The 24,660-nt window shown below is 37.8% G+C and carries 25 protein-coding genes; 8 read left to right on the plus strand and 17 right to left on the minus strand.

Annotated elements, in window-relative coordinates; all coding sequences use genetic code 11:
• The first annotated feature begins 87 nt into the window (after window positions 1–87).
• The gene (locus ACYQ3P_RS06870; protein WP_460177192.1) at window positions 88–576 is read left to right on the plus strand and encodes a GNVR domain-containing protein; all 489 of its coding nucleotides are present in this window, start codon (window positions 88–90) and stop codon (window positions 574–576) included.
• On the opposite strand, the gene ACYQ3P_RS06875 is transcribed toward ACYQ3P_RS06870, so the two are convergent.
• The 16 genes from ACYQ3P_RS06875 to ACYQ3P_RS06950 form a co-directional block, all read right to left on the minus strand.
• Window positions 577–2,508, minus strand: coding sequence for a polysaccharide biosynthesis protein (locus ACYQ3P_RS06875; protein WP_460177193.1), 1,932 nt, complete (start codon window positions 2,506–2,508; stop codon window positions 577–579).
• On the minus strand, window positions 2,501–3,115 hold the full coding sequence (locus ACYQ3P_RS06880) for a sugar transferase (protein WP_460177194.1): 615 nt from the start codon (window positions 3,113–3,115) through the stop codon (window positions 2,501–2,503). Before ACYQ3P_RS06880 ends, ACYQ3P_RS06875 begins: the two co-directional genes overlap by 8 nt.
• Window positions 3,112–4,263: a DegT/DnrJ/EryC1/StrS family aminotransferase gene (locus tag ACYQ3P_RS06885; protein ID WP_460177195.1), complete on the minus strand. Its 1,152-nt coding sequence runs from the start codon at window positions 4,261–4,263 to the stop codon at window positions 3,112–3,114. The genes ACYQ3P_RS06880 and ACYQ3P_RS06885 overlap by 4 nt, the downstream gene beginning before the upstream one ends.
• Window positions 4,260–4,970: a class I SAM-dependent methyltransferase gene (locus tag ACYQ3P_RS06890; RefSeq protein WP_460177196.1), complete on the minus strand. Its 711-nt coding sequence runs from the start codon at window positions 4,968–4,970 to the stop codon at window positions 4,260–4,262. The genes ACYQ3P_RS06885 and ACYQ3P_RS06890 overlap by 4 nt, the downstream gene beginning before the upstream one ends.
• Before the next feature lie 4 nt (window positions 4,971–4,974).
• Complete coding sequence (locus tag ACYQ3P_RS06895; protein ID WP_460177197.1) at window positions 4,975–6,030, minus strand: glycosyltransferase family 2 protein; 1,056 nt, start codon at window positions 6,028–6,030, stop codon at window positions 4,975–4,977.
• A gap of 46 nt (window positions 6,031–6,076) precedes the next feature.
• Window positions 6,077–7,192: a glycosyltransferase family 4 protein gene (locus ACYQ3P_RS06900; RefSeq protein ID WP_460177198.1), complete on the minus strand. Its 1,116-nt coding sequence runs from the start codon at window positions 7,190–7,192 to the stop codon at window positions 6,077–6,079.
• A complete protein-coding gene (locus ACYQ3P_RS06905; RefSeq protein ID WP_460177199.1) occupies window positions 7,182–8,405 on the minus strand; it encodes a glycosyltransferase family 4 protein in 1,224 nt (407 codons plus the stop codon). The genes ACYQ3P_RS06900 and ACYQ3P_RS06905 overlap by 11 nt, the downstream gene beginning before the upstream one ends.
• Window positions 8,372–8,791: a hypothetical protein gene (locus tag ACYQ3P_RS06910; RefSeq protein ID WP_460177200.1), complete on the minus strand. Its 420-nt coding sequence runs from the start codon at window positions 8,789–8,791 to the stop codon at window positions 8,372–8,374. Before ACYQ3P_RS06910 ends, ACYQ3P_RS06905 begins: the two co-directional genes overlap by 34 nt.
• Complete coding sequence (locus ACYQ3P_RS06915) at window positions 8,748–9,785, minus strand: hypothetical protein (protein ID WP_460177201.1); 1,038 nt, start codon at window positions 9,783–9,785, stop codon at window positions 8,748–8,750. Before ACYQ3P_RS06915 ends, ACYQ3P_RS06910 begins: the two co-directional genes overlap by 44 nt.
• A gap of 85 nt (window positions 9,786–9,870) precedes the next feature.
• Complete coding sequence (locus ACYQ3P_RS06920) at window positions 9,871–11,160, minus strand: glycosyltransferase family 4 protein (RefSeq protein ID WP_460177202.1); 1,290 nt, start codon at window positions 11,158–11,160, stop codon at window positions 9,871–9,873.
• A gap of 14 nt (window positions 11,161–11,174) precedes the next feature.
• Complete coding sequence (locus ACYQ3P_RS06925; RefSeq protein ID WP_460177203.1) at window positions 11,175–12,494, minus strand: flippase; 1,320 nt, start codon at window positions 12,492–12,494, stop codon at window positions 11,175–11,177.
• A complete protein-coding gene (locus ACYQ3P_RS06930; RefSeq protein ID WP_460177204.1) occupies window positions 12,487–13,296 on the minus strand; it encodes a class I SAM-dependent methyltransferase in 810 nt (269 codons plus the stop codon). The genes ACYQ3P_RS06925 and ACYQ3P_RS06930 overlap by 8 nt, the downstream gene beginning before the upstream one ends.
• The gene (gene wecB, locus ACYQ3P_RS06935) at window positions 13,286–14,377 is read right to left on the minus strand and encodes a non-hydrolyzing UDP-N-acetylglucosamine 2-epimerase (protein WP_460178058.1); all 1,092 of its coding nucleotides are present in this window, start codon (window positions 14,375–14,377) and stop codon (window positions 13,286–13,288) included. The genes ACYQ3P_RS06930 and wecB overlap by 11 nt, the downstream gene beginning before the upstream one ends.
• The gene (locus ACYQ3P_RS06940; protein ID WP_460177205.1) at window positions 14,374–15,528 is read right to left on the minus strand and encodes a DegT/DnrJ/EryC1/StrS family aminotransferase; all 1,155 of its coding nucleotides are present in this window, start codon (window positions 15,526–15,528) and stop codon (window positions 14,374–14,376) included. The genes wecB and ACYQ3P_RS06940 overlap by 4 nt, the downstream gene beginning before the upstream one ends.
• Window positions 15,525–17,090, minus strand: a complete 1,566-nt coding sequence (locus ACYQ3P_RS06945; RefSeq protein WP_460177206.1) for a Gfo/Idh/MocA family oxidoreductase — start codon at window positions 17,088–17,090, stop codon at window positions 15,525–15,527. The genes ACYQ3P_RS06940 and ACYQ3P_RS06945 overlap by 4 nt, the downstream gene beginning before the upstream one ends.
• Window positions 17,087–18,388 (minus strand): nucleotide sugar dehydrogenase, encoded by a 1,302-nt coding sequence (locus tag ACYQ3P_RS06950; protein WP_460177207.1) that lies wholly within the window; start codon window positions 18,386–18,388, stop codon window positions 17,087–17,089. Before ACYQ3P_RS06950 ends, ACYQ3P_RS06945 begins: the two co-directional genes overlap by 4 nt.
• A 267-nt stretch (window positions 18,389–18,655) precedes the next feature.
• Between ACYQ3P_RS06950 and ACYQ3P_RS06955 the strand changes: the two genes are divergently transcribed.
• Complete coding sequence (locus tag ACYQ3P_RS06955) at window positions 18,656–18,823, plus strand: GNVR domain-containing protein (RefSeq protein ID WP_460178059.1); 168 nt, start codon at window positions 18,656–18,658, stop codon at window positions 18,821–18,823.
• Window positions 18,824–20,108: 1,285 nt separating this feature from the next.
• Here ACYQ3P_RS06955 and ACYQ3P_RS06960 read toward each other — a convergent pair.
• Window positions 20,109–20,273: a hypothetical protein gene (locus ACYQ3P_RS06960; protein WP_460177208.1), complete on the minus strand. Its 165-nt coding sequence runs from the start codon at window positions 20,271–20,273 to the stop codon at window positions 20,109–20,111.
• Window positions 20,274–20,649: 376 nt separating this feature from the next.
• Here ACYQ3P_RS06960 and ACYQ3P_RS06965 point away from each other — a divergent pair, with 376 nt between their 5' ends.
• From ACYQ3P_RS06965 to ACYQ3P_RS06990, 6 genes are all read left to right on the plus strand, one after another.
• Window positions 20,650–21,120 (plus strand): hypothetical protein, encoded by a 471-nt coding sequence (locus tag ACYQ3P_RS06965; protein ID WP_460177209.1) that lies wholly within the window; start codon window positions 20,650–20,652, stop codon window positions 21,118–21,120.
• A 290-nt stretch (window positions 21,121–21,410) separates the two neighbouring features.
• Window positions 21,411–21,548 carry a hypothetical protein gene (locus ACYQ3P_RS06970; RefSeq protein ID WP_460177210.1) on the plus strand — a complete coding sequence of 46 codons (138 nt, stop codon included), beginning with the start codon at window positions 21,411–21,413 and terminating at the stop codon, window positions 21,546–21,548.
• A gap of 59 nt (window positions 21,549–21,607) precedes the next feature.
• Window positions 21,608–21,787 (plus strand): hypothetical protein, encoded by a 180-nt coding sequence (locus tag ACYQ3P_RS06975; RefSeq protein ID WP_460177211.1) that lies wholly within the window; start codon window positions 21,608–21,610, stop codon window positions 21,785–21,787.
• Window positions 21,788–21,841: 54 nt separating this feature from the next.
• Window positions 21,842–22,066: a PDDEXK family nuclease gene (locus ACYQ3P_RS06980; RefSeq protein WP_460177212.1), complete on the plus strand. Its 225-nt coding sequence runs from the start codon at window positions 21,842–21,844 to the stop codon at window positions 22,064–22,066.
• A gap of 7 nt (window positions 22,067–22,073) precedes the next feature.
• Window positions 22,074–22,673 (plus strand): PDDEXK family nuclease, encoded by a 600-nt coding sequence (locus ACYQ3P_RS06985; protein WP_460177213.1) that lies wholly within the window; start codon window positions 22,074–22,076, stop codon window positions 22,671–22,673.
• Window positions 22,670–24,559: a hypothetical protein gene (locus tag ACYQ3P_RS06990; RefSeq protein WP_460177214.1), complete on the plus strand. Its 1,890-nt coding sequence runs from the start codon at window positions 22,670–22,672 to the stop codon at window positions 24,557–24,559. The genes ACYQ3P_RS06985 and ACYQ3P_RS06990 overlap by 4 nt, the downstream gene beginning before the upstream one ends.
• Window positions 24,560–24,660: the final 101 nt, after the last annotated feature.

Below are 24,660 nucleotides of genomic sequence, written 5' to 3' on the forward strand. Positions count from 1 at the left end.
ATATAACTTATTGAATTATAAAGCTTTTGATATTTTTAAAGGCTGAAAATTGATGAAGTTGGGTTTAAAGATGCAAAAGTTCCCCTTATGAAGGCTGAAGAGACAATGAGAGGTTTTCAGGAAAAGACAGGTGCTCTCCAAGTAGAAGAGCAGATAAAGGCTTTGATTGAAGGCATTGCCGAGCTCAGGGCTAAGATTGCTGCAAAAGAGGTTGAGATCCAGGCAATGAAGACATATTCAACGCCAAATAATCCTGATCTTCAAAAGGCAGTAGAAGCCTTAAAAACCTTAAAGGTAGAGCTATGCAAGCTTGAGGCAAAAGTATATGAAAAACTCGATGAGGCACGAGAGGCAGTAGTGATTCAGGTGATAGAAGAAGCGGTTCCTCCTGAGAAAAAAGTTAAACCAAAAAGAGGGCTGATGGTAACAATAGCAACATTTTTGGGTTTCTTTTTATCAGTATTTTTAGCGTTCTTCATGGAATATAAAGAAAAGATAGTTAATGATCCCCAGAACAGAGAGAGAGTTGAAACACTAAAAAAATACCTCGTATTTAATCGTTTAAAAGGTAAGTAGTTAATTGATTTTTATAAATACTTTTTCGTCATCATAGTATTTCACATATTTTCTAAATAAATCTCTAAAGTTTTTATCTCCACGAAATGATGTACTAATCGCTACTTTAAACTCGCATAACATATTTTCTATATCTTCGATAGTGTATGTTTCACTGTTTTTTGCTATGAATATTTTTTCATGTCTTGTTGCAAATGTTCCCTCCTCTGCAGTAAGAATCTCTTCAAAAAGTTTCTCCCCTGGTCTTAAATCTGTAAACTCTATCTGGATGTCTTTATATGGCTCCATTCCGTGAAGCCTTATCAGTTCTTCTGCTAAATCTACTATTCGCACAGGCTCTCCCATATCTAGAACAAGAATTTCTTCTCCTTTTCCTATAACTGCTGCCTGAAGAACTAAAGATACAGCCTCCGGGATAGTCATAAAGTATCTTTTCATATCCTTGTGTGTTACTGTAAGGGGACCTCCCTGTTTTATCTGCTCAAGGAATATGGGTAAGACACTTCCTCTGCTTCCAAGCACATTTCCGAATCGTACAGATACAAATTCAGTACTACCCATGCTGTTAAGTGCTGTGCAAATATACTCAGCGATTCTCTTTGTTGCTCCCATTACACTTTTCGGTTTAACTGCTTTATCTGTTGAAATTAAAATAAACTTTTGAACTCCATATTGAAGGGCAGACTTTGCTACATTGTAGGTACCAAATACGTTAACCTTGACCGCCTCTGTGGGATTGTACTCCATCATAGGCACATGTTTATATGCAGCTGCATGGAAAACAATCTCTGGTCTAAAAAACTCGAAGACTTCACTAACCCTCTTTTTTTCCTTTATATCACCAATAATGAAATGAATGTTCTCATATGCCGTAGGAAAGATTCTCTTTAACTTTAGGGAAATATTATAAAGTGCTGTCTCATCTATCTCAAAAAGTATTAACTTCCTTGGATAAAAACCACAAACCTGCAGGGTTAACTCCGAGCCTATGGATCCACCTGCTCCTGTTATAAGGACAACTTTATTTTTTAAAAAGCTCTCTATTTCCTTGTAGTTTACATTTATAGGTTGACGACCTATCAGGTCTTCAACGCTTATATCTTCGAGGCTTTTTATATTTATCTGTGGTTTATGAAGATCATAAATACGTGGCACAATCTTTACTGTTTTGACACCTGCCTCTTTTAAATCCTCATAAATGGATCTTACAGCCCTGTAATGCAGTGAAGGAATCGCTATTATCGCTGCCTCTATATCGTATCGTTTCACAACACTTTTAATGTCACTAATTTTCCCTGCCACCTTAACATTATGGATGCAACTTCCTAACAAATCTTTGTTGTCATCAAGAAAACAAACAGGATAAAATGGAAAGAACTTCTGCTTAAGCATATCTCTGAGTACCATCTCACCTGTATTGCCAGCTCCAATAATCACTGTTCTTAGTCCTTGCTTAAAGCTTTTTTTCTTACACACAATCTCAAGATAAACTCTCTTGGATATCCTGAGTACAGATATCAACAGTATCGATAGAGTCAAGTCTATTAAGTAAATGCTCCTTGGAAAACCAGGGTGTACATAATTAGAGATCTTTCCTATCAGGGAGTAGAAATTAAATGGAGATGGTACAAGAATAATGGCTATCAGAACAAGCTCTGAAACAAAGAGAGCAGATATAATATTCAATAAATCGTTTATACCTACATACCTCCATGTAAGCTTATATACCTTAAAAAAAGGAAAAACACAAAGTTTTACCAGAACAAATAATGGCAAAGCACTTAAAATTAACTTTTTGTAAGTATCTGGCAGATTGAACTCAAATCGAATTAAAAAAGAGAGATATAGGGAAAGAGATAGCAAGAGAATATCCATGAATAAAAAAAAGAAAAGACGTTTTCTATGAGTTGGCGTGAGTAAAAATTTAAGCATTTTGTCCTGACCTTCCTTTTATTATCTTCATCAATGTAAGCAGAATTAATTTAAAATCTAAGGAAATAGAACGTTCCAAAATATATTTTTCATACCACTTGAGTTTTACAGGGAGAATTTCTTCAATATAGACTTTCTCCGGATCTTGTGCTTGTGCCAATAATTCGTTTTCATCTTTGAACATTATGGATGCGAAATCCGTAATGCCTGGTGGCACAGAAAGCACCCTCTGACGCACATCTGGTGGATAGAAGGCTACATAACGAGGTACTTCGGGCCTTGGACCAACAAGACTCATTTCTCCCTTAACCACATTTATTAGCTGTGGAAGCTCGTCGAGTTTATATTTTCTTAAAAAGTAACCAGCTTTTGTGATTCTTGGATCTTCTCCAACCGTAAGCTGTCCTTTTGATTCGCTGTCAACATACATTGTTCTAAATTTATATAATTTAAAAGGTTTTCCAAAACGTCCTACCCTTACTTGGCGAAAAAAGACAGGACCAGGAGAATCAAGCTTTATCCAAATGGCAATCAAAGCAAAAATTGGAAGAAGTAAAATAAGCCCTATTGTAGCAAAAAAAAAGTCAAATATACGCTTCGCAATCATCCTAAAATTTCCCTTACAGTCATTATAACCTTCTCTATTTCTTCATCTTTCATCCTGGTGTAAAAGGGTAAACTCACAGCCCTTTTATATGCATTTAGTGCTTCTGGAAAATCTTCAGGCTTTAGGTTGTATCTCTCTTTCCAATATGGATGAAGATGTAGAGGAATAAAGTGAACACTACAACCTATGCCATTTTCGGCCATAAGATTGATAAATTGGTCACGAGACACAGGAGCATTATCTCTAAGTCGCAAAACGTACAGGTGCCAGGCATGAATATCACCATCAGGTGCGTTGGGAGGCAATATCACAGGTAAGTTCTTAAAGGCTTCATTGTAAACATTTGCTATTGCCTCTCGTTTTTTCTGAAAGTCCCACGCCTTTCTTAGTTGCTGAATCCCAAGAGATGCTGCCAGATCTGTCATGTTATACTTAAAGCCTGGTGCTATTACTTCATAATACCACGACGGCTTTTTTGATGTATACCTGTCAAAGGCATCGCGATCTATCCCGTGCAGACGCATAATACGACAGCGCTTGGCTATATCGGGATCCTTTGTCACAACCATACCACCCTCTCCTGTGGTTATAGTTTTTGTTGCATAAAAGCTGTAAACAGTAGCATCACTTTCGAGGGATCCTATGAGCTTACCCTTGTAAGTGGCAGGTAATGCATGGGCAGCATCTTCTATGACTTTTAGGTTATACCTTTTAGCTATTTCTAAGATCCTATTCATATCGCAGGAAAGACCCGCAAAATGGACAACTATTATAGCTTTTGTTCTGGGTGTTATGGCGCCTTCAATCTTTGAAGGATCGATATTAAGAGTATTGGGATCGATGTCAACAAATACAGGATCGGCTCCAAGGTAACGAACCACTTCTGCAGTTGCTGTGAAAGTGTAAGTAGTTGTTATAACCTCATCCCCTGGTCCTATACCAATTGCTTCTAATGCAAGATGCAATCCTGCTGTGGCAGAGTTGACCGCTATAGCCTCAACTTCTTCTCCAATAAATTGGGCAAATTCTCTTTCAAATTGCTTGGTCTTTGGCCCAGTGGTCAACCAACCAGAACGCAAAGTATCCAGCACTTCCTCAATTTCTTCTTGCCCAATATCGGGCACATAAAAAGGAAGGAAGTCCTTCATATAAGATTCTCCTTTTTTCTTATAACCGCTAAGTAATGGGTTCTAAGAAATGGAATAAGCTCAAGTAGGTAGCACATTAAAAATGACCTTGGTGCTACAAGTCGAGCGATTGGAGGTGCCAGGGTTATTTTCTTAAATAAAAATTCACAGTTAGGGAAAAGATTTATGATTTCCTTTCTACTTATTCCTCTTACATCAGGGTTTTTTGGGTTGTTATAAATAAAATCATACCAAAGAATTATTCCATCTCTCCTTAAAACTCTTAACATTTCTTTAGAAATCATTTTTTTCAAACTGTCATCAAATATTGAAGTGAAAACCGTAAATTGCATAACAACATGAAAAGTTTCATCATCGTAAGGAAGTTTAGAAGCATCTCCACAAACAAAGTTAATGTTTGGAGATAGTTTCTTTGCTTGTTCGATTCTATCAGGTAATAGATCTATTCCATATAAATTCTCAGGATTAGCCCCCCATTCAATTAATTTTCTTAAAAAACTTCCTGTTCCACAACCGACATCTAAAATTTTTTTATTTTCAAGAGAATTTATACCAAATTTCTTGAGTGTGTTAATAATTTCTCTTTCTCTTGATTGAACTATGAAAAAGTTACCAGGATTAAAGTATGAATATAGCTGTGGATGTACCTCTATTTTTCTTTTTTCATAAACTGATTTTATTCTTTTAATTTCTTCTATATTCATCATTCTTTCACCTTGTTAAAGGAATGTCCTTAATTTTGTTCTTGTTCTTTTTATGTTTTTTCAATATTATAAAATCCATAATGCCTTTTAAATATCCTATTCCGTAGCTAAAATGTAGAGTAGCAAAGCAAAGTGGTAAAAAAGGAAGATATTTAATACCTTTTTTTAGTGATAAGTATACTGAAAATCCCAAATTGGCCAGAAGATAACTACAAAGAATGAAGAAAAATAACCATAAAAATGGACTAAAAAAGAATGAAAGTATTCCGGATATAAATAGGCTTCCAACAAAGATGGCTGGAATAAGCTGGCGCCATGTAAGTACTGTACCTACTTTCAAAGCAACAAGAGGCTTGAAGTAGCCATATTGGAAATACAATTTCCATAATTTAAGAAGAGAATCTCTCGCATAATAATAAGAGATAATGTCTGGAACAAGAAGGATTTTACCACCATTTTTTATTAATCGTAAATTTAATTCGTCATCCTGGTTTCTCACTAATTCCTCATCAAACAAGCCAATCTTATCAAACACCTCCCGTCTATAAGCACCAAAAGGAACAGTATCAACATATCTAGGCTCTTTTACACCAGTCCTAAAATATGCGTTTCCTACACCAAACATGGAAGACAATGCAAGAGGAATTGCTTTTGCTATCAAGGTATTTGCCCCTGGCTTTGTTATCAAAATACCCCCTACACTATCGGCACCACTTTTTTTGAGCCAGTGTACTATCTTTGAGATGTAGTCTCTTGTGTATTCCGTATGCGCACCTATTATTATTATTATCTCTCCTTTTGCCTTTTTAATCCCTATATTCAAGGCGCTTGGGGTGACCTTTTTTGGATTATCTAAAATCTTAATAAATGGGTATTTCTGAGTATATTCTTTTAAAACCTCCCTTGTTTTATCCTCGCTCATTCCATCAACAACAAAAATCTCTAATTTATCCTTTGGATAATCATTAGCGATAATAGAATCGAGACATTTGCCAATAAACTTTTCCTCATTGCGACATGGAATGATAATTGAAACAAAGGGTAGGTTATCTTTAATATTCATATGAGCCTCCGGGTCGTTAATATACATTATAGAATTTTTTTACCATTCATTGCAAAAGCAACTCCTTGTAAAGGCTGAGCAACTTCGCTGCCTCTAGGTCCCAATTATACTTCTCCTTCACAGCCCGGCGGCCGTTTTCACCCATCTTTTGGGCTTCCTCAGGATTAGTGAGCAAGTACTCAATGGCCTGGGCAATTGCTTTCGGATCAAGGGGATCAACCGTAATTCCGCATTGGTTCCCCTCGACGATTTCTTTCCATAAAGGGAAGTTAGAGGCGATCACCGGAAGCCCTGTGGACATGTACTCGAAGAGTTTTGCTGGCCAGCCCTCTACGTTGTTCGGCACTGGCCCAAACACAACTAAGCCAACTCGCACATCTCCTAATACTTTGGCCACTCCAGATCGATCTTGCCATCCCAGGAACTCTACCCGCTCCCAGCCGGGCAGGCGCCGCACAACTTCTTCCAAAGTGAGTGGGCTGAAGGTACCCACCAGCACAAGCTTGGCACTTAGACTATTCGGCAGCAAAGCCATGGCCTGCACCATCTCTCGGACACCGCGAATGGCCGTGATGCCACCCACGTAAGCAACCTTAAGCGGTCGGCTGGTATAAGGCATGGGATTTGGTGGCAGCAACTCATCAAGAATTGGGAAGTTCTGTACCACTACGGTCTTGGCAGCAGGAAAGTGCTTAGCAATCTGGGGTGTGGCAGCTACCACCGCATTGAGAATTTTACCAGCCACCGCTTCCACAAATTGAGCCACCTTCGCCACTAGCCAACGCAGTGGGCTCGGTATCCATTCCTTGTGTAAGATTTGCTTGGGCACATTCTCATGCACATCGTAGATCACCCGTTTGCCCAGCAGTCTGAGCAGCAGTCCCACCGGGATGAGTTCAGGGTCGTGGAAGTGGTAAATGTCTGCCCGCTGCCTCAAAGCAAGGCAGAAAGCTCGCCAAGTGAGACCGAATATACGGGCGAGGCGGTTCCGCAGTTTGGGTAAGGCGATGATCTTGACACCGTCCACCACCACGTCTTTTTCATGCTGGGCAATCAATGTTACATCGTATCCAGCCTGAGCTAATGTTTTCGCCTCCTTGTGAAAGATGCGGGTGTCAAACGGCGAGTGAACGGTGGTGAGGATACAGACTTTAGTATTCATCGAGCACCTCTTTATAAACTTGAATTGTTTTTTCAGCGTTTTTTTCCCAGGTGTAGTTTTCTAAGACAAGTCGGCGGGCTCGTTCGCCCATGGCTTTTGCTTCCTCAGGGTGACTGAGGAGGAAATCCAGAGCTTCTACGAGGCTATCGACATCGTGAGGCTTTACCAATAAACCATTCTCCCCATGAACCACAATACCATCTATGCCTTGTCCTTGGACGCCAATTACTGGCTTCCCCAGTGCCATTGCCTCTATATATACAATCCCAAATCCTTCATCCCAACTGGGAAGACTAAACACATCACAGTTGGCCATGTACCTCAAGGCATTGCTGTGCGGCTGACGCCCTAGGAACTTCACCCGCTCCTCTAACCCAAGACGGGCAACCAAAGCCTGCAATTTTCTCTCTTCTGGTCCACTTCCTACCACCCAGTATTGGAGATTCGGATATTTGTCTTTCAACTGTCTGATTGCGCTGATGTTAAACTCAATTCCTTTAGTCAAGACCAAATTTGACACACTTAAAAGAATAACATTGTTGTTCTTCTCTTTTCTATTGGTTTCCGCTTGTGCGATTTCTTGGAAATCGACACCATTAGGTATAACGGCTAATTTGTTAGTAACGTCAAAGTGTTTAACCGCAAGCCGATAAAGTTTTTTGCTTACTACTATTACTTTAGCAGCATTTTGTAGCGCATAACCAAGTTTTTTTTTGCAGTTAGCACCACGGTAAACAGTATGCTGGAGATCCTGGCCATGGATAGTGATGACTAATGGCTTCCTAAAATCCTGTGCTAAAAGAGCACCAGCATATCCATCCGGTAATGCAACATGAGCATGGATAAGGTCAAAGGGGAACTCCCGACGAAGAGTCTTAACAAGCCTTTTAATACCTTTATACATCCGCCACCCTGACGAAGCAAAAAACCATGCTCGCGGAAATTCAAGGTAGCGTGGGTAATATATTAGAATTCCATCCAATAATGCTTTTTCTGGTACCTTTGAAATCGCTCTCCATTTTCGCTTTAGGTGCTTTACAGGCCAGGGGGCCCAAGGAATCGGTGAGACAACTCGTATCTCTAATCCTGCGTTGACCAGAGCCTTTACTTGTTTATGAACAAATATGCCTCCTACCTCATTGAACGAAGAGGGATACATATGGGAGATCACGAGCACCTTCATAAGCCTTCTCTCCTCAACGAGCAGCGCCATCTATTCAAGAAGGCTAACGCAAAAGCGAACAACAACCACTGAGGAGTAAACGCCATGATCGAACTGGAACTTATGCTGGCAATGGAAAAACCGACAAGCGATAGAAGCAACGCTTCGGCAATCATGCGGTCGGCCCCATCAGTGGTTTTATATGCTTGCCAGAGCCTGCGAACAAGGCTCAGGAAAAATAGAAGGTATCCAGTAAATATGAAGACTCCATAGTTAATCAGTATTTCCAGCCACCAATTATGCGGGTTAAGAATGCCAAATGTATCGTAAAGTGCAAAGTTTTCCATCCAATACTCAGCATTACCAGCACCTACACCAAAGCCGGCCGTGGAATTATACAAAAAGTAAACCATTTTTGAGGAGATTCCATCGAACATAGAAAGACTCAATCTGGTACTGTGCCTGATAAATGAGCGAAAATAATTGTTCGCTTGTTTTAATAAAAATTAGTTCAAGTATTTCAGGTAACAACCATACACTTATGCTCAATACCATGGCTATGATAACTACCCACTTCAGTTTACGAACTCCACGCTCCAAAAAGACCCAAATAAATCCTATCTCAAGGAATAGAGCTAAAAGATTTGCACGCGAGCCAGTGATCAAGATGAAATAACTACTAAGAAGAAAAGTTACTATCCCAAAGGCCCTTAACAAAAGGTTTTGACTGTATCTAATAAAACTTAAATTAAACGGGATACTCAAGACAAGAAATGTAGCGTAATCATTGGGATTTTTGAAAACCCCTGTTGGTATGTTCATTACAGCTATTCTCACATACTCAGCTACTTCCAAGAGTTTATCTTCACTGTATCCCGATACTGGAAGATGTTTACCGGTTAAGTGTTCCCATAGTCCTATTAAAAGCATGCTCCAAAAAGCCCCTAACCATACCCAAAAAAGTCGTTTCAAGTCCTTTTCATTACGAAAGTAAAAACTTACAAAAAATATGACTGAAAAACCCGTTGCTAAAAAAATAATATGACGCAACGCATCTGTTTTGGATTGCGCCCAGCTTAGCGAAATTACAGCATACCACAACCAAAAAACAAGAAAAAGAAGATACGAGCGTATTTGACGCTGTTTTATAAAGATCTTTCCTCCATTTGCTAGCATATGTATAGTAAACAAGGCCCACAGTATTATTAAGAATATCCTGAAAGGGAAAAGAGCAAATGGACCTATGTCTATAAAAAGAAAGGCTGGCCCAAAGAAACCTGTAACAAAAGTCAGCCAACAGAAAAATTTTTCCAAACTAGTTAATGGTATTGCTACGTACAGGAGATGCCACCCAACTAGAATGATAGCTATAAAGGTTAATATTATAGAAGGTAGAGACATCCCCGATCCAGAAATCCACATTCCTACCAACAGAAATACGGTAATAGCCAAGCTTATGGGTAAGAAATTAATCCTTATGTCGGATATGAATATAAAAGTCTTTCTCCTCAAGCAGTCATTCCCTCCTGAACTGCTTCAAAATAAGCTTTTCTACTTCCTTCACCTCAGCTTCCAACCGTTCTTCCCAACTCCAAAAGTGTTCTTTAGCGAATCTGTACGCGTTAGATCCTAAGCGTTTACGGCGTTCTTCATCAGAAAGAAGTTCATTGATCACTTTCGGCAGTTTTGGCAAATCCTCATAGTCCAGAAGCACACCATTGACATTATTTTGAATAAAACGTCCCGTATCGCCGTTATTCAAAGTTACAATGCATTTTCCAGCCATCATGGCTTCAAGTAAAGGATTTCCAACATTGGACCAGTCATAAAAGGATAGAAAGATATCAGCTGCAGCCAAATACTTAGGTATTTCAGAATGGAGCACTGCTCCTTCAAACCTCACGTGTTCTCTAACTCCAAGCTGAAGGGCTAATTGTTCCAAACGCTCTCTCTCTGGACCGTCTCCCACAATAACGAGAATCGTATTTGGATGTTCTTTTACTACATCTGGCAAAGCACTAATAGAGCGATCTACTCGCTTCCAACTGACCAGCCTACTAATGCAAAGGAGAACATACATATTGTTGAGCCCAAGAAGGCTTTTGGCCTTTTCAGATCGATTTTCAGTGTTAAAAAACTCCCAGTCTACACCGTTCATCCAAAACCGCACTTTGCTCATATCCACACCCAACTCTTGTAAAACTTTATCACCCTGCGTTCCATCGTTTGTCATTATGATTATGTCAGCAGGAAGCTTGTATGCAAGGAGTAGTTGCCACAAACGGACTTTCCAAAGTACTTTCCTCTTTAAGCCACTTACTGGTGTACCGAGATATCGTGCTACCCATGGAATCGCAAATATTTTTGATAAGATCCATGCTGCAACAGCTTCATTCGTATCCCACGTGTAGATCAGGTCGACCTTGTGCTTGCTGATAATTTGGAAACCTTTCACAAAAAACAGAATCTGCCCAACCAGCCACGATACAGCTCGGGCGAAAAAGCCAATCTTCGGTAATCTTTCTAAGGTGCGCAGCAATGGTATTTGAAACCAAGAGATATTTAGTTGCTTAATCAATTCATAGTCTACTGGGTCAGGCTTAAACCCGACTACAAAATAAATTGTCCAGCCGGCATTAAGATAAGCACGAAGTGTATAGTTAATGATAGGAGTACCGTATACTGGAACGAGAGGCTGGATTTCAATTCTTGACATCATTAACACAGTTTTCGAAGCGTGAAACTTTTTCCTTACTTCATCTTCAGCATTCTCACTCATTGGAGATTTTCTGTTCACAATACCCATACGTTATTCCTCCTTCATTTTGTCCTGATCCATTGCCACAGTACTACCACCGTCTGCCAATACAGCATCCAATCGTCTCGCTGGAGGAAAATGACTTTGGTCCAACGGTTGCCGGAGAGACGGCAATAGAAAAAGAGAACGCAAAGGAAAGACACCGTGTAAGAAACTGTTGAGGCCCAGGCTGCACCTACAATTCCATAGCGCGGGATCCAAAGAAGGTTCAAGGCTATGTTGGTGACCACCGCAGCCAAGCCAGTGTAGATGTTCAATCCCGGATGTCCACGACCGGCGATATCATTGGCCAACACCCGCCAAGCACTAAGAGCTACAATTCCGACAAGCAAAGCCTTTAAAGCACTAACAGCAGGCAAAAAAGCCTCAGAATACAACAAAAGCACGATCCAATGACTGAGAAGCACCAATGCCAAGGCTACAAGACCCGTAGTCCAGAGGACGGTACGCGCCACAAGAGGTGTAAACTCCTTGCGCCTTTGTTCTTTAGATTCTCCTGCCACCCGAGGAAAGAGCACCGTGCTTGCTGCGTAGGAAATCATCCACAACTTCTCTACAAGCCCAACCGCTACGGAGTATAACCCCAAAGCAGCCGGCCCCAAGAAGCCGTTGACGAGGAACATGTCCACACGATAGTTAAGGAACCCCAGAATGTTTGATAGATGCGCCTGAATGCCGTATGTAGTCGCCCGCTTTATGTAAAGGCAGTTAGGTTTGAGATCAACTCCTCCGGCAACCTTCGCAGCCAGGCGAAAGACCAGAGCATCAACCACAAGCCAGGTGAGCAACCCTGCGAGTATGGCTCCACTCACGCCAGCCTTCAGCACGAGCAAAGCGATAGCGATGGACAAGAGAAAAAGAACGGACTGGACAATCTGAACGTAGTTGAACTCCTTAATGCGCTGAGCACCAAGGAGTACGTAATTGATATAAGAAAAGAAAAAGTTGGGAAACACAAGGGTTAGAGCTAAGAGAAGATACTCCAGGGAAACGCCTGGAAGGACAGTTTCTCGGAAGAAAAAAGCAATAAGCAAACCGGCAAGAAATCCAGCACTGCCGAGACCTACACTAAGCAGGGCGTTGTTTCCTAATATTTCTTGGCTCCGGAACTCGCCGCGGGCCACGTAGTAGACAGTTGCAGGTCCAATCCCCAGATTTCCAAAGGTTACTATGAGAGATGGTAGAAGTGTGGCAAGGGCATAGATTCCTCTTCCTTCTGGACCAAGAACTCTGGCCAAGATGACAGAGGTTACAAGACCAAATACCAGCGAAGCTAGGTTCGTGCTAACAGTTAAGCTCACATCTTTAACAAAGTTACCCATTCTCACTTTCTTTCTTAACATATAAAGCCAATAACCACCGAGGAATGCTCAGCGGTCGCCAAATAGTCCGCGCTATAGGTTTTACAATCGAAATCAAATGCGAGGTCTGCTTGGTTTCTGAGACATTCTTGGGAGATTCACTGTGTGTTTTAAGTTGGTACCCACATTGAGGACATACAGCAGTAGCAGGAGGTAGTGTCCTTTTCCATAACTTATAGGCCCCAAGAATAATTCGATTATAGCTAGATCTTGGTTCAACAGGACCGATTTCCTTCAAAGTAGCAAGGGTGAACTGCGTAAACAAAGTTTTCATAATTTCATGATTAAAACTTCTTACGTGTCTATGAGGATTGTACCAACAGTAACACTTTGGACACATAACAAGCGATTGTTCAATATTCTCTCTATTTGGCACTGAAATAATGATGTACTTTTTACTTACTCGCTGAAGCTCAAACAAAGCTTTTTCAAATGTTTTAACTGGCAAATGTTCGAGCACTTCTAGGCAAGTAACTAAATCAAAACTTTCATCAGGGAAAGGAAGACACTCAATATTGCCATGGACCGTTTTGACTTTAACATGTCTTAGAGCCTCTCGACTTGCATCGATTCCTATAGCCTCATAATTGGACGGCAATGCATGCAAAAAGGCCCCATTTCCACAACCTACGTCAAGATTGGTTTTAACATCAAGTGGAATGAGCTCAATAGTGGCATTGATCCGCTCCCGTTCTGCCGGAATTTCAGAAAAATCCTTTCCCCAAAGCTCAGGTTGGTCGTAATAATCGTGCTCAAAACCCATATTTGCTAACCTGACTTTCTAAAATGGAGAAAACCCTCTCCCCAGCCCTTCCATCTCCATAAGAAGAAGCTGAATCTGTACCTGGCTTTGCTTTTAGTGTTGTATCTAAAATGCGATCTGGATCTGTTCCCACAAGTGCGTTCCAGCCAGTTTCTACTGTTTCTACCCATTCCGTTTCTTCCCTCAAGGTTACACAGGGAACTCTGAAAAAGAAGGCTTCCTTTTGGACACCACCAGAATCTGTAAGAATAACACGAGCATTTTTCTCAAGCATCAGCATATCCAGGTAAGATACAGGTTCGATAATGAGAAGGTTTGAAGGAAGTGATTCAGAAATAGAAAGTGTGGAAAGCACTTTACGTGTTCTTGGATGAAGTGGAACAATTACCTTTAGCCCATTTTGGGCAAGCTTGGACAGTCCTAAAAATATGTTCTCGAGCCGTTTTAAGTTGTCTGTGTTTTCTGCTCGATGCACTGTAGCTAAAGCATAGCTCTTTGTATCAAGAGCGAGGCGTCCAAGTATCTGGGATTTCCTTTGAGCAATCTTTCCATACTCAAGCACAGCATCGTACATAACATCACCTACAAAGAAAACACCTTTTTCAATGCCTTCTTTCTTAAGATTTTCTACCGCTGTATGTGTGGGACAAAAGAGAAGATCTGATACATGATCTGTAAGAACCCTGTTTATTTCTTCTGGCATACGTTTATTATAACTTCTTAGTCCTGCTTCCACATGAGCTACTGGAATATGTAGTTTGACTGCTGCCAAAGCGCCTGCAAGAGTGGAATTGGTATCACCGTAAACTAAAACTATGTCTGGTTTTTCTTCCAAAAGTACCTTTTCTATTTTTTCAAGCATCTGGCCGGTTTGCTTTCCATGTAAAGCAGAACCTACCCCCAGATTGTACTTTGGCTCTGGCAAGCTTAGTTCCTGGAAAAATACCTTTGACATCTCATAGTCGTAGTGCTGACCTGTGTGAATTATTACATGCTCGATTTTAGCATTTTCTAGCGCGTTGGCAACAGGTTTTAGCTTTATAAACTGAGGCCTTGCACCCACTATACTTGCAACCTTCACCATTTAAACTCCTTGATTGTTTTACATACGTAACGCACCTCTTCCTCAGTAAGCAAGGGCTCTATGGGTAGACTTAGAACTTCTTTAGGAGCTTGTTCTGCTTGCTTAACATCTACAGTTTTACATCTACCATTGAACACTTTCATTTTATGTAAAGGCACAGGGTAATAAACCATCGTGTCTATATTTCTTTCCTTAAGGTATATTTGAAGTTCATCCCTTTTTTTGGTAGGAACCTTTATAGTGTACTGGTGATATACGTGGTAGATGTTGTCATTTTCGCTGAGTGGCAAGCCTATACTCAAACTTTTGAGTTCTCTATTGTAAATCTCTGCTATCTTTCTTCTTCTCTCGTTAAATTCATCTATATACTTCAGTTTTGCAAGAAGTATGGCCGCTTGAATGGTATCAAGCCTTGCATTGTAACCGATATGATCTACATTGTATTTATCTTTGCCACCGTGCTTTATAAGCATCCGCACAAGTTCTGCGATCTCTTCGTCATTGGTTGCAACCATTCCACCGTCACCAAAGCCGCCTAAATTTTTGGAAGGGAAAAAGCTAAAAGCACCTGTATGGCCAAAAGATCCAAGTTTCTTTCCTTTCCACATACCACCAAAGGCCTGTGCTACATCCTCCACTACAAATAAATCGTACTCTTTGGCGATGTTCATTATCTCGTCCATGTCGCACGGTTGACCGTAAAGGTGAACAGGAATTATACCCACAACTTTGGAATCTCTAGATCTAGATTGGGATGATAGGTACTTTCTTATACTTTCTGGATTTATATTAAAGCTCAGTGGATCGATATCAACAAAAACAGGTGTAGCACCTGCTCTTAATATGGCATCTCCTGTAGCTGTAAAGGTAAAAGGCGTTGTTATGATTTCATCTGTCCTGTCAAAGTACTCTTTACCTTTGGTTTTTATAGCCAGAGCTCTCAGAGACAGCACCAACGCTTCAGTACCAGAAGAACATCCTATACAGTACTTTACGCCAAGATACTCTGCTATTTTCTGTTCCAGCTCCTTTACCTCCGGGCCAAGTATCCATCTTTGATGCTCGAGACATCTCTTAATTGCGTTATCTATATCTTCCTTCATGTACTCGTACTCAAGTTTTAAATCCAAAAGTGGAATCCCTCTCATACTGTCTCCTTTAAAGGTACTAAACGATTATTTTCCAATATATATTGGCTACCACAGTAACTACATGTAGCTTTTGTGTTGTTAAATTTTAGCTTTACGCCACATTTACATGCCCAGCCAATTTGTTTTGCAGGTACACCAACAACTATAGCATAATCGGGTACATCTTTTTTAACTACAGCACCAGCACCTACCATAGCGTATTTACCAATGGTTATACCACAAACTATCGTTGCATTTGCTCCAATGGTTGCACCTTTTTTAACAACTGTGGGTAAAAACTCCTTCTTTCTTTCTATAAAAGCACGTGGAGTGTAAACATTGGTAAATACCGCCGAAGGACCTACAAAGACATCATCTTCAAGGGTTACACCTTTATAAACAGAGACATTGTTTTGAATCTTACACCTATCACCTATTGTTACATCAGGTCCTATCATAACGTTCTGACCAATTATGCAGTTTTTTCCAATCTTTGTGTTCCTTAGAATATTGCAAAAGTGCCATATTTTTGTCCCTTCCCCAATTTCTACTTTACTATCAACGTAAGAACTTTCATGAACAAAATAAGGTTTATCTGTTAAGATTTTATATCCTGTTTCACTTTTTATGATATTCTCTGCAGTCTCCAATATTCTTAAAACTCTTAAACCTTCTTCACCGTTTGTCTTTGGCTCTTTTCTTCGCTCTATACACTCTATAAAATGCCTAAGCTCCTCCTTTAACGGTTCCTTATCCTCAACAGGAACCACATAGTATTCTGCCTTTTGGGCAACGGGAATTTTACCTTCTTTCCATTGGATCTTATGAGGATAGATAAATAGCTTTTCCTTACTTACATCATCAAAAACAGCCATTGCTTTGGTACCTACAACTACAAGCTTTTGCTCTTTATAGGGATGTAGCCAGCTTACAAAGATATGAGCTTTTACGCGATTTCTAAACTCCAATGTGGTTATTGTTATATCGTGAATATCCTTGTTTAAGTAATCTCCTCCAAAGGCATTAACTTTTGTAGGTTCCTCTCCCACAAGCATGAGAATAACAGAAATATCATGCGGTGCAAAGCTCCAGAGTATGTTTTCTTCAGTTCTTAGTTTACCAATATTTAATCTATTGGAATAGATGTATTGGATCTTTCCAAGTTCTCCACCATCTATCAATTCCTTAAGCTTTATAACGGCAGGGTGGTACTGGAGAATATGACCTACCATCAGTATTTTTCCTTTATCTTTGGCTATGTCAAGAAGTTCTTCTCCTTGTTTGATATTCAGTGCAAGGGGTTTTTCCACAAATACATCTTTATCTGCAAGAAGAGCTTTTTTTGCAAGTTCGTAATGAGTGGCAGCTGGTGTCGCAATGGCAATAGCGCGGATATGTGGTATCTGCAGTATTTCATCAAAGGAGGTAGTGTAGTAAATATCTGGATAAATGTTTTTATAATGCTCGATGGTGCTTCTGTTAAAGTCACAGGCTGCATAAATTACACCAAGTTCGTATAAGTTACGTAGTATATTTTTACCCCAGTATCCTATTCCAACTAAACCTACAGATTTGTTCATGCCTTCGCCACTTTGTCAGGATATTTAGACGGGTTCTTAATTAAGTTTCTTGCGTCAACAATAAGCTTGGCATTTTTAACAATAAATTCTGGATCATAATCCGAATGATCCGTTGCAATTATTACACAATCATAACTTCTCAAGTTTTCAGCTGTAAGTGGGACAGAGCTTTTACTTAACTTATACTTTCGTGTTTTGGGAGCCGTTGGAATGTAAGGGTCGTTGTAATCAACTTGAGCACCTTTCTTATCTAAAAGCTCTATTAACTTGAAAGATGGTGATTCTCTTGCATCGTCCACATCCTTTTTGTAAGCTAATCCTAGAATAAGGATTTTAGCACCTTTTATACTTTTGCCCCTTTGGTTTAAAGCTTCTATAGTCTTTTGTACAACATAGTAAGGCATATATGTGTTTATTTCGCCTGCAAGTTCAATAAACCTTGTAGAGAAGTCATACTCTCTTGCTTTCCATGTAAGATAAAAAGGATCTATAGGTATACAGTGCCCACCCAAACCAGGTCCTGGATAAAAGGCTTGAAAACCGAAAGGCTTTGTCTTGGCTGCCTCTATGACTTCCCATATATCGATCCCCATTCTATCAAAGAGCATCTTTAACTCGTTAACTAAGGCTATGTTAACTGCCCTGTAGATGTTCTCTAAAAGCTTTGTGGCTTCAGCTACTTTTGTTGAAGAAACACACACGGTTTTCTCTACAATCTGGCTATAGAGAGTGTTGGCTAGTTCTAAACACTTTGTTGTATACCCCCCTACAACCTTTGGAATCTTTCTCGTTGTAAAATGTTTATTTCCAGGGTCTTCTCTCTCAGGTGAGTATGCAAGATAAAAATCAACACCGGCTTTAAGAGCTGTTTCTTCAAGTATAGCCCTTAGATCTTCATCTGTAGTCCCTGGATACGTTGTGGATTCTAAAACTATCAACTGATCCTTGCGGAGGTACTTTGCGATTGTTTTGGCTGTATTGAAAACATAAGACATGTCAGGTTCTCTGTATTCGTTAAGCGGTGTTGGAACACAGATGATTATACAGTCCATCTTATTAAGCTTGGAAAAATCCGTAGTTGGAGTAAAATTTTTTAGATCCTTGATGACTTCAGAAGATATATGCTTTATATAACTTTTACCACTTTTAAGAGCAGATACTTTTTCCTCGTCAATATCAAAACCCGTTACACTAAACCCTGCCCTGCAAAACTCCACCACCAATGGCATCCCCACATAACCAAGCCCAATAATGCCAACATGAGCTCGCCTTTCTTTAATCTTTTCAATTAGTTCCAAAGCTCTCTCTCCTTGATATAGTTAATGTTTTTCTTTTTAGAATAGAACGGAATATTATAACATTTTTTAAATTTTTATTTCTAAAGCTTGTCCAATTGTTAGTGTAATCATTTGATAAAAAGCCTAAAGTTTCTTATCGTTCTTTTTATCTATCCCTAATACGAAAAAAGTCATTATACCCTCACTTTTTGACCCTCTCTCCACTGACCAAGGCTTCCTTGCTCGTTTCCGCATGAGAAAATTACAATTGACCAAACCCTTAAAAATCTGAAGGGTGTTGAACTTGTAGATAAGCCTTACATATCAAGCACTCCCGTTAAGCCAAAAACAAAGCTAATTATCTTAATTTCAGCAATATCAGCCATACTTGTGGGAATAATAATAGTGCTCGTTATTGAGTATGTTGAGAAAATTAGAAGAGAAAGAAAAGGATAATCGATTTAGACCACATAAAAAAGTCATTTTGAAAGAAAAGAGATTTTTAGTAATAAAGTATTGTTTATTACTCATTTCATTAAGAGTCCCTCACCCATCTACCTACTAAAAAGTGGAAGGTGGTCGAATTAAGCTAACTAACTATTTAATTTCTAAAGAATTTTCTAATTTTTATTTAAATCACTGATACCGTTATAAATACCGTAAATTTTTAAGATATCTTTTTGTAGAAAGATGAAATTAGCTGATAAGCATTTAACTCATCAGCTCTATTACTCCGAAATATCATACTTGTTGGGAAAAGTCATAGGGGAATGTAAGGAGATTATAGTTTTTAATTCTTAAGGTTTTAAGAAGTTAGAAAGAGTAAATTCATATCTTGAAAGTTCACACGAGACAGTTTTTTAAAATGTTTTTTAAAATCCTGAAAATTTCTAAGCTTGTTACGAGAGTATTTAAGGAATTTTTTGGAGCTCAGGGAGGAATAGACATAAATAGCGTATTTGACAGATTTGGAAAATCAAGATGATCAATATTTAGTCTTAAGAAGAAGAAAATTAAAAATAGTTTTAACCGATATAGAAATGAAAAACTTTCTTAAACTAATAGCTATGAATAAAGGCGAAAGCAACCCAGGGGTGAAGAAAGGAATAATCCTATGTTCGATGTTATATCATGAGTATGTAACAATGGAAGAAAAGTTAACTAAGTGAAATTATATCGACTTAGTAGTCAATGAGGGCGACTTTAAGTTTTTCAAAAAGAATTTTAAATGCACAATGTATATATTTAAGTTAACGACATTTATAACCTATAGGTCAACACTGTGGACTTTCTGGTGAATGCTGGTAAGCTAAAACATATTACCGTAGTACCAAAATGAGCAGGTGGAGTAGGCTTGCTATCAACCTATGAGCAGAGTATAGCTGTTTATCGGTAAAGATGTAAAATTCAGATGTCATAATCTATAATGACAGTTAAAACCTGCTACCTCTTATGCTTATTTTCAAGTCCAACTTTTTTATTTATAGAAGATTAGTTTAACACCAAATCCATTCCAATCATCATTTGCCCCCTACAAGCGACAAATAATTCTATGTAAGTCCAAACTACCTAAGAGGGATGAAACTCTGCATAAAAAACAAAAACTTAGTTGTGTTGTTATAAATCAGGAATTTTTATTGGCACTCCTAAGTTTGTGTCAAAAATGCAGGATTTGTAAATCTCCCTAAAAAGTCAAGTCTGAAGCTAATCTTTAAGGCCTGAGATTTCTAAGGTCTTTTTCTTAGAAGCCCTCACAGACAAGTTTCTTTTTGATCCTTAGAAGTTGCCTATAGCTCAATCCTAAAATTTCCTGAGCCTGTCTAAGAGTCATAGAGCCATTCAATACTTGAGTCATTACCTCAAATCTCTTCAACTCTTCCTCCGTAACTAAATATCTTGTATCCATAAAACCTCCTACCTTTAGAGGAAATGCATCTAAATGTAGGAGATTAACAAATGTGACATTTTAATTTATTAATAACATGTGACATTTTGATATAGTAACCACAAGCTTATGAGGAAGACTCTATTTGGAGATGGGCTAAAAGGTATACTTAATATTTTGAATATTCAACATGGGGATTTGGTCGTTGACCCAATGTGTTGAAGTGGCATTTTAAATGTGAAAGCAGGTATAATAGGAATTGATTCAATTTAAATTGAAAAAAGCCCATTTTGTGTATTAATGAGTAAGGTAAAGAATGAAGCATTAAAAGTAGACAGTTCTGAGTTATCATTAATACTTACTCCTTAAAAATATGGACAAAAATTATAGGACATTAATGAGCAGTAAGAAGTTACCTTTAGATTTTTCTTATGATAACGAGTTCAACTCGGAAAAGAATATTACTCTGCTTGCCTTCTTGGATGCAATGGGTTATTCAAGCAGATGTTCAAAAAGTAAAGAGATTCTTTTTCCTTCTGTGCTTAAAAGATATGTGGAACAAATCAAATCTTTTATTCAGGAAAGGGATAAACTTGACCTCAAAATTGGTAATGCTAGATTTAAAATTGGAGATGCAAGAAATCTCTGTTTAGAAGACAATTCAATAGATGCTATCATTACATCTCTTCCTTATTCTTTTGCAATTGATTACGCTGAAAATGATAGACCACAATTAGAGTATTTAGGATACAATATATCTGAACTTAAAAATGAAATGATAGGTTTGAAGGTTAAAACAAGAAAAGAAAAACTCGCAATTTATTTTGAAGATATGAATCAAGTATTGTCTGAAATGGCACGAGTTTAAAAAAAAAGCAAATATGCAGTTATCGTAATAGGCTCAAATGATATTCAGACAGGTGGGATAAGATTAGAGACCAGAATTGAAGAAATGGCATTAAACCATAGATTTGTTCTTGACCAGATAATCGTAAAACCAATAAAAGGGATGCAAAATACGATGAAGGATGAGTATATATTGTTTTTTTAGGAGAATATAGCCTCATTAATAATTCAGTTAGAATCAGATTTAGTTGGTATTCAAGCAGATGAACATACTCCTCATTTTATCGTAAAAGAAATTGAAGTAAGTATAAAATGTATGAGAAAATAGCACAAAAAATAAAGAAGGAGAAAGAAAGACTGCGCGCGGAAAAGAAAGCAAAAAGATGCTCAAATTTACTCTGCATTTTACCTATACTGGTGTTTATTGGGGGAAGAAAAATATATGAATAGCGCTTCAATGAAACTTACAAGAAGTTATTAGTTGAGTTGCAACTGGAGGAAACAGAAAAATGAAACATAATCTCTCATTCCTAGAGGAGAAGTTTAATATCGTAATTTCAAAAAATACCTTCTATTTCTATAACGAAGAATTTGAAGAAGATTACGAGAGACATATTTCTTCAATTGCCCAGAATATTCTTCTTCTAAAAAATAAGATAAAAAGAGAAGGGTTAAAAGATCTGTATTAGTTGAACATATAAGAAAAATAATGTTTAAAAATAATCATATTAGAAGAAGCCGATATGACAAAATTTGAGATTGGTTCTTCAACTGCTAAAGGTGGTTTTGCAAACGAAAAAGAAATTTGTAAGAAGTTCAATAATTGGAAAAGAGACGAAGAAGCAAAAACCTGGCTTAAGATTATGGGATATGAAATCAATTGTATAGATTCAGTTGAAGCAATTCTAATACCGACTCGTATGAAAAAAGGAAGATATAGAAAAATTAGAACTAAGAGAGCGTTTTGAAGATTTAATGAAATTCAAGAAGGCAGATGTTCAGATAAGAGTTATTATTACGATTGGCAAAATTCTAAAAATAGAAAATTTATCATTAAAGAAAGCAAACTCAGATGCTGACTATAACCAGGTAGATAAAAGACGGGTAGATTCGTATAAAGAGATGTGGAATTTTGATGATGAAATTGCCCTTGGACTAAAATTGTTTACTGGTGAAATCAATCCATATTCTTATCCAGAGATTGTATCAAATAGAAACCTTAGAGATAATAGGAGAATGTTCCTTGATGAATTGCCAGAATATTTAAGAAAAAAGATAATAAATTTCTTTAAAGAAAACAAAATTCTTGTAGTTTCAGATATTTTGAAAGGAAGAGGAGGATTGTCTGCTGATTGGATGCTTGTTACGCGATATAATAAAAATAATTATACCACTACCTGGATATTGAAGGATATTAACACAGTTATGAATTTCTTTGGTTCAGGGGAAATAGAGATTTCACCACGTGGAAGTTTATATATTGGCAGAATTACAATGCAAAGAAAAGGAGGAACGCCAGACCCAACTAAATTACAATTTAAGATAAAACCTTGCGAATTATTTAAGGTGAAATGATGAATCTATATTGTTTAGCAAAGTTAAAATTTGATTTAAGAGATCCTGATGAAATATATCTTGCCCAGAAGGAAATAGATAGCTTATTAGAAACAAAAACAGAATTTATAAGGACATTTGCTACTCTTTTTAGAGATAGACCATTTAATCAACTGGATGAAGAAGTAATCCATTTAATAACAAGATTAGTATATCTTGGTGAAGCTCAGGGTTTTTTGGCAAAAGTGCCACCTACAAATAATATAATAAATACAGTTAAGAGGGCTACATTCTTCAGGGAGATTTATATAATCTTTGAGGCCAAGGAGATTGAAGAAGTATTGAAAAAAATCGGGATAACAATTGATAAAAATTTAGACGCTGAAAAAATAGAGCTCAATCATTACACACAAATCTTCTTGAAAAACATGAAAAAGCATAAAAATAAATTAGTTGTACTCCGATTTTTGCCCTTTCATGCGCTCTTTGAATATGCCACAGAAATAAAAAAACTTCCATCTTGTGTTTTCAGACCTAAAAATAATGAAAACTGGGAAACCTACTTTGCAGAAAAGGAATCAGGAATTGAAAGAGGCTTAAATGAATTACTTTCACACCTCAAAAACGGACATTATCGTTCCCCTCATTTTGGACTCGGGAAAAACCACATTGGTGATTTTGTAGACTGGGCATTCACGGATTTGCGCAAGCCATTTCTACACTATCTTCACAAATATAAGGGAAAAGGAGACCCGAGAATATCAAGGGCATTGATAAACCTTCTACGAGTCAAAGAAGGAGAGACAATTCTTGATCCCTTTGTAGGTTCAGGTGCTTTTATTGCTGATGCTCCAACAATGGGAATAAATGCGATAGGGGTTGAGGTGTTAAACATAGGCAAAATGATTGCTGAGGTAAAATGTGATATTGCAATAGATATTAAAAAATTAAGAAGTTCAATAATTGAACTTTTAACAGCAATTGATAGTGGCGTTTCCAAAAGAAATATAAAAACTGACTCCATACTTTTAAAGGAAAAAATAAGAAAATATACTTTAAATGGCACAGCTTTTAAAAAAATAGAGCCCCATCTTGAGAAGATATTTCTACTTAAAGAAAAAATAGAAAGATTTGAAGATAATAAAATTAGACAATTTCTTTTGATTCTTTTAAGCCAGCAGATTGTTGAATATTCTGAAAAAAACAGGGCATGGGATATAATTGGTTCATTTAAATCTTATCTTGAAGATAGGTATTTAGTTTTATATGCTACACAAAAATTGGCTAAAATGTTGGATGTTAAACTTGATGGTGGAAGAGTAAAGATTATAAAAGGAGATGCGACCAATCTATCTATGATAGGAAATGAAACTATAGATGGGATACTTACATCACCACCTTATTTTGATGCATTAGACTATATTGGAAATAATAAAATCTCTATATTAATCTTGGGTCTGGATGAGGACCTTAAGTGGGAATCAACAAAAAACTTCTATGAAGCAAGGCATAGAGACGAAATTAAGTATAAAAATATGCCTCTTTTTGTAAGTGATAAATATTTTTCTATTACATTACCAGATTCAAATTTAAGACTTATAGAGACTTTGCAAAAAGCGCGTAGAACTTACAAAGCCGAAATTGTCCAGAACTATCTTAAAATGATGAAACTCTCGTTTGAGGAGTGTTATAGAGTGCTTAAAAAGGGCAGATATTATCTAATGGTTGTTAGTAAATGCCATTCCTGGATAATAAATGGAAAAGAAGAAATAATTGAAACATCTCCAATATTAGGGGACTTAGGTAAATCAGTGGGGTTTAAATTAGTTGATATCATTGAACATGGCCTATCAAAAGCAGATAAAGGGAAAATAGGGGTTGAAGATATACTTATATTTCAGAAATAAACTTGAAAAGTTTAAATATCTGCTCTCCCCGATGTTCTATGGGAAATAAAGAATTTTTTAATTCCCTAATAAACAAAGTTATTCAGGGTGATTGTTTAGAA

The organism is Thermodesulfovibrio hydrogeniphilus (assembly GCF_054657355.1).

Bases quoted from the DNA above. Each gene is read 5' to 3' on its own strand.
- ACYQ3P_RS06870 (WP_460177192.1), top strand. From the start codon at position 88: ATGAAGGCTGAAGAGACAATGAGAGGTTTTCAGGAAAAGACAGGTGCT.
- ACYQ3P_RS06875 (WP_460177193.1), bottom strand. From the start codon at position 2,508: ATGCTTAAATTTTTACTCACGCCAACTCATAGAAAACGTCTTTTCTTT.
- ACYQ3P_RS06880 (WP_460177194.1), bottom strand. From the start codon at position 3,115: ATGATTGCGAAGCGTATATTTGACTTTTTTTTTGCTACAATAGGGCTT.
- ACYQ3P_RS06885 (WP_460177195.1), bottom strand. From the start codon at position 4,263: ATGAAGGACTTCCTTCCTTTTTATGTGCCCGATATTGGGCAAGAAGAA.
- ACYQ3P_RS06890 (WP_460177196.1), bottom strand. From the start codon at position 4,970: ATGATGAATATAGAAGAAATTAAAAGAATAAAATCAGTTTATGAAAAA.
- ACYQ3P_RS06895 (WP_460177197.1), bottom strand. From the start codon at position 6,030: ATGAATATTAAAGATAACCTACCCTTTGTTTCAATTATCATTCCATGT.
- ACYQ3P_RS06900 (WP_460177198.1), bottom strand. From the start codon at position 7,192: ATGAATACTAAAGTCTGTATCCTCACCACCGTTCACTCGCCGTTTGAC.
- ACYQ3P_RS06905 (WP_460177199.1), bottom strand. From the start codon at position 8,405: ATGGCGCTGCTCGTTGAGGAGAGAAGGCTTATGAAGGTGCTCGTGATC.
- ACYQ3P_RS06910 (WP_460177200.1), bottom strand. From the start codon at position 8,791: ATGTTCGATGGAATCTCCTCAAAAATGGTTTACTTTTTGTATAATTCC.
- ACYQ3P_RS06920 (WP_460177202.1), bottom strand. From the start codon at position 11,160: ATGGGTATTGTGAACAGAAAATCTCCAATGAGTGAGAATGCTGAAGAT.
- ACYQ3P_RS06925 (WP_460177203.1), bottom strand. From the start codon at position 12,494: ATGGGTAACTTTGTTAAAGATGTGAGCTTAACTGTTAGCACGAACCTA.
- ACYQ3P_RS06930 (WP_460177204.1), bottom strand. From the start codon at position 13,296: ATGGGTTTTGAGCACGATTATTACGACCAACCTGAGCTTTGGGGAAAG.
- ACYQ3P_RS06940 (WP_460177205.1), bottom strand. From the start codon at position 15,528: ATGAGAGGGATTCCACTTTTGGATTTAAAACTTGAGTACGAGTACATG.
- ACYQ3P_RS06945 (WP_460177206.1), bottom strand. From the start codon at position 17,090: ATGAACAAATCTGTAGGTTTAGTTGGAATAGGATACTGGGGTAAAAAT.
- ACYQ3P_RS06960 (WP_460177208.1), bottom strand. From the start codon at position 20,273: ATGGATACAAGATATTTAGTTACGGAGGAAGAGTTGAAGAGATTTGAG.
- ACYQ3P_RS06965 (WP_460177209.1), top strand. From the start codon at position 20,650: ATGAGCAGTAAGAAGTTACCTTTAGATTTTTCTTATGATAACGAGTTC.
- ACYQ3P_RS06970 (WP_460177210.1), top strand. From the start codon at position 21,411: ATGTATGAGAAAATAGCACAAAAAATAAAGAAGGAGAAAGAAAGACTG.
- ACYQ3P_RS06975 (WP_460177211.1), top strand. From the start codon at position 21,608: ATGAAACATAATCTCTCATTCCTAGAGGAGAAGTTTAATATCGTAATT.
- ACYQ3P_RS06980 (WP_460177212.1), top strand. From the start codon at position 21,842: ATGACAAAATTTGAGATTGGTTCTTCAACTGCTAAAGGTGGTTTTGCA.
- ACYQ3P_RS06985 (WP_460177213.1), top strand. From the start codon at position 22,074: ATGAAATTCAAGAAGGCAGATGTTCAGATAAGAGTTATTATTACGATT.
- ACYQ3P_RS06990 (WP_460177214.1), top strand. From the start codon at position 22,670: ATGATGAATCTATATTGTTTAGCAAAGTTAAAATTTGATTTAAGAGAT.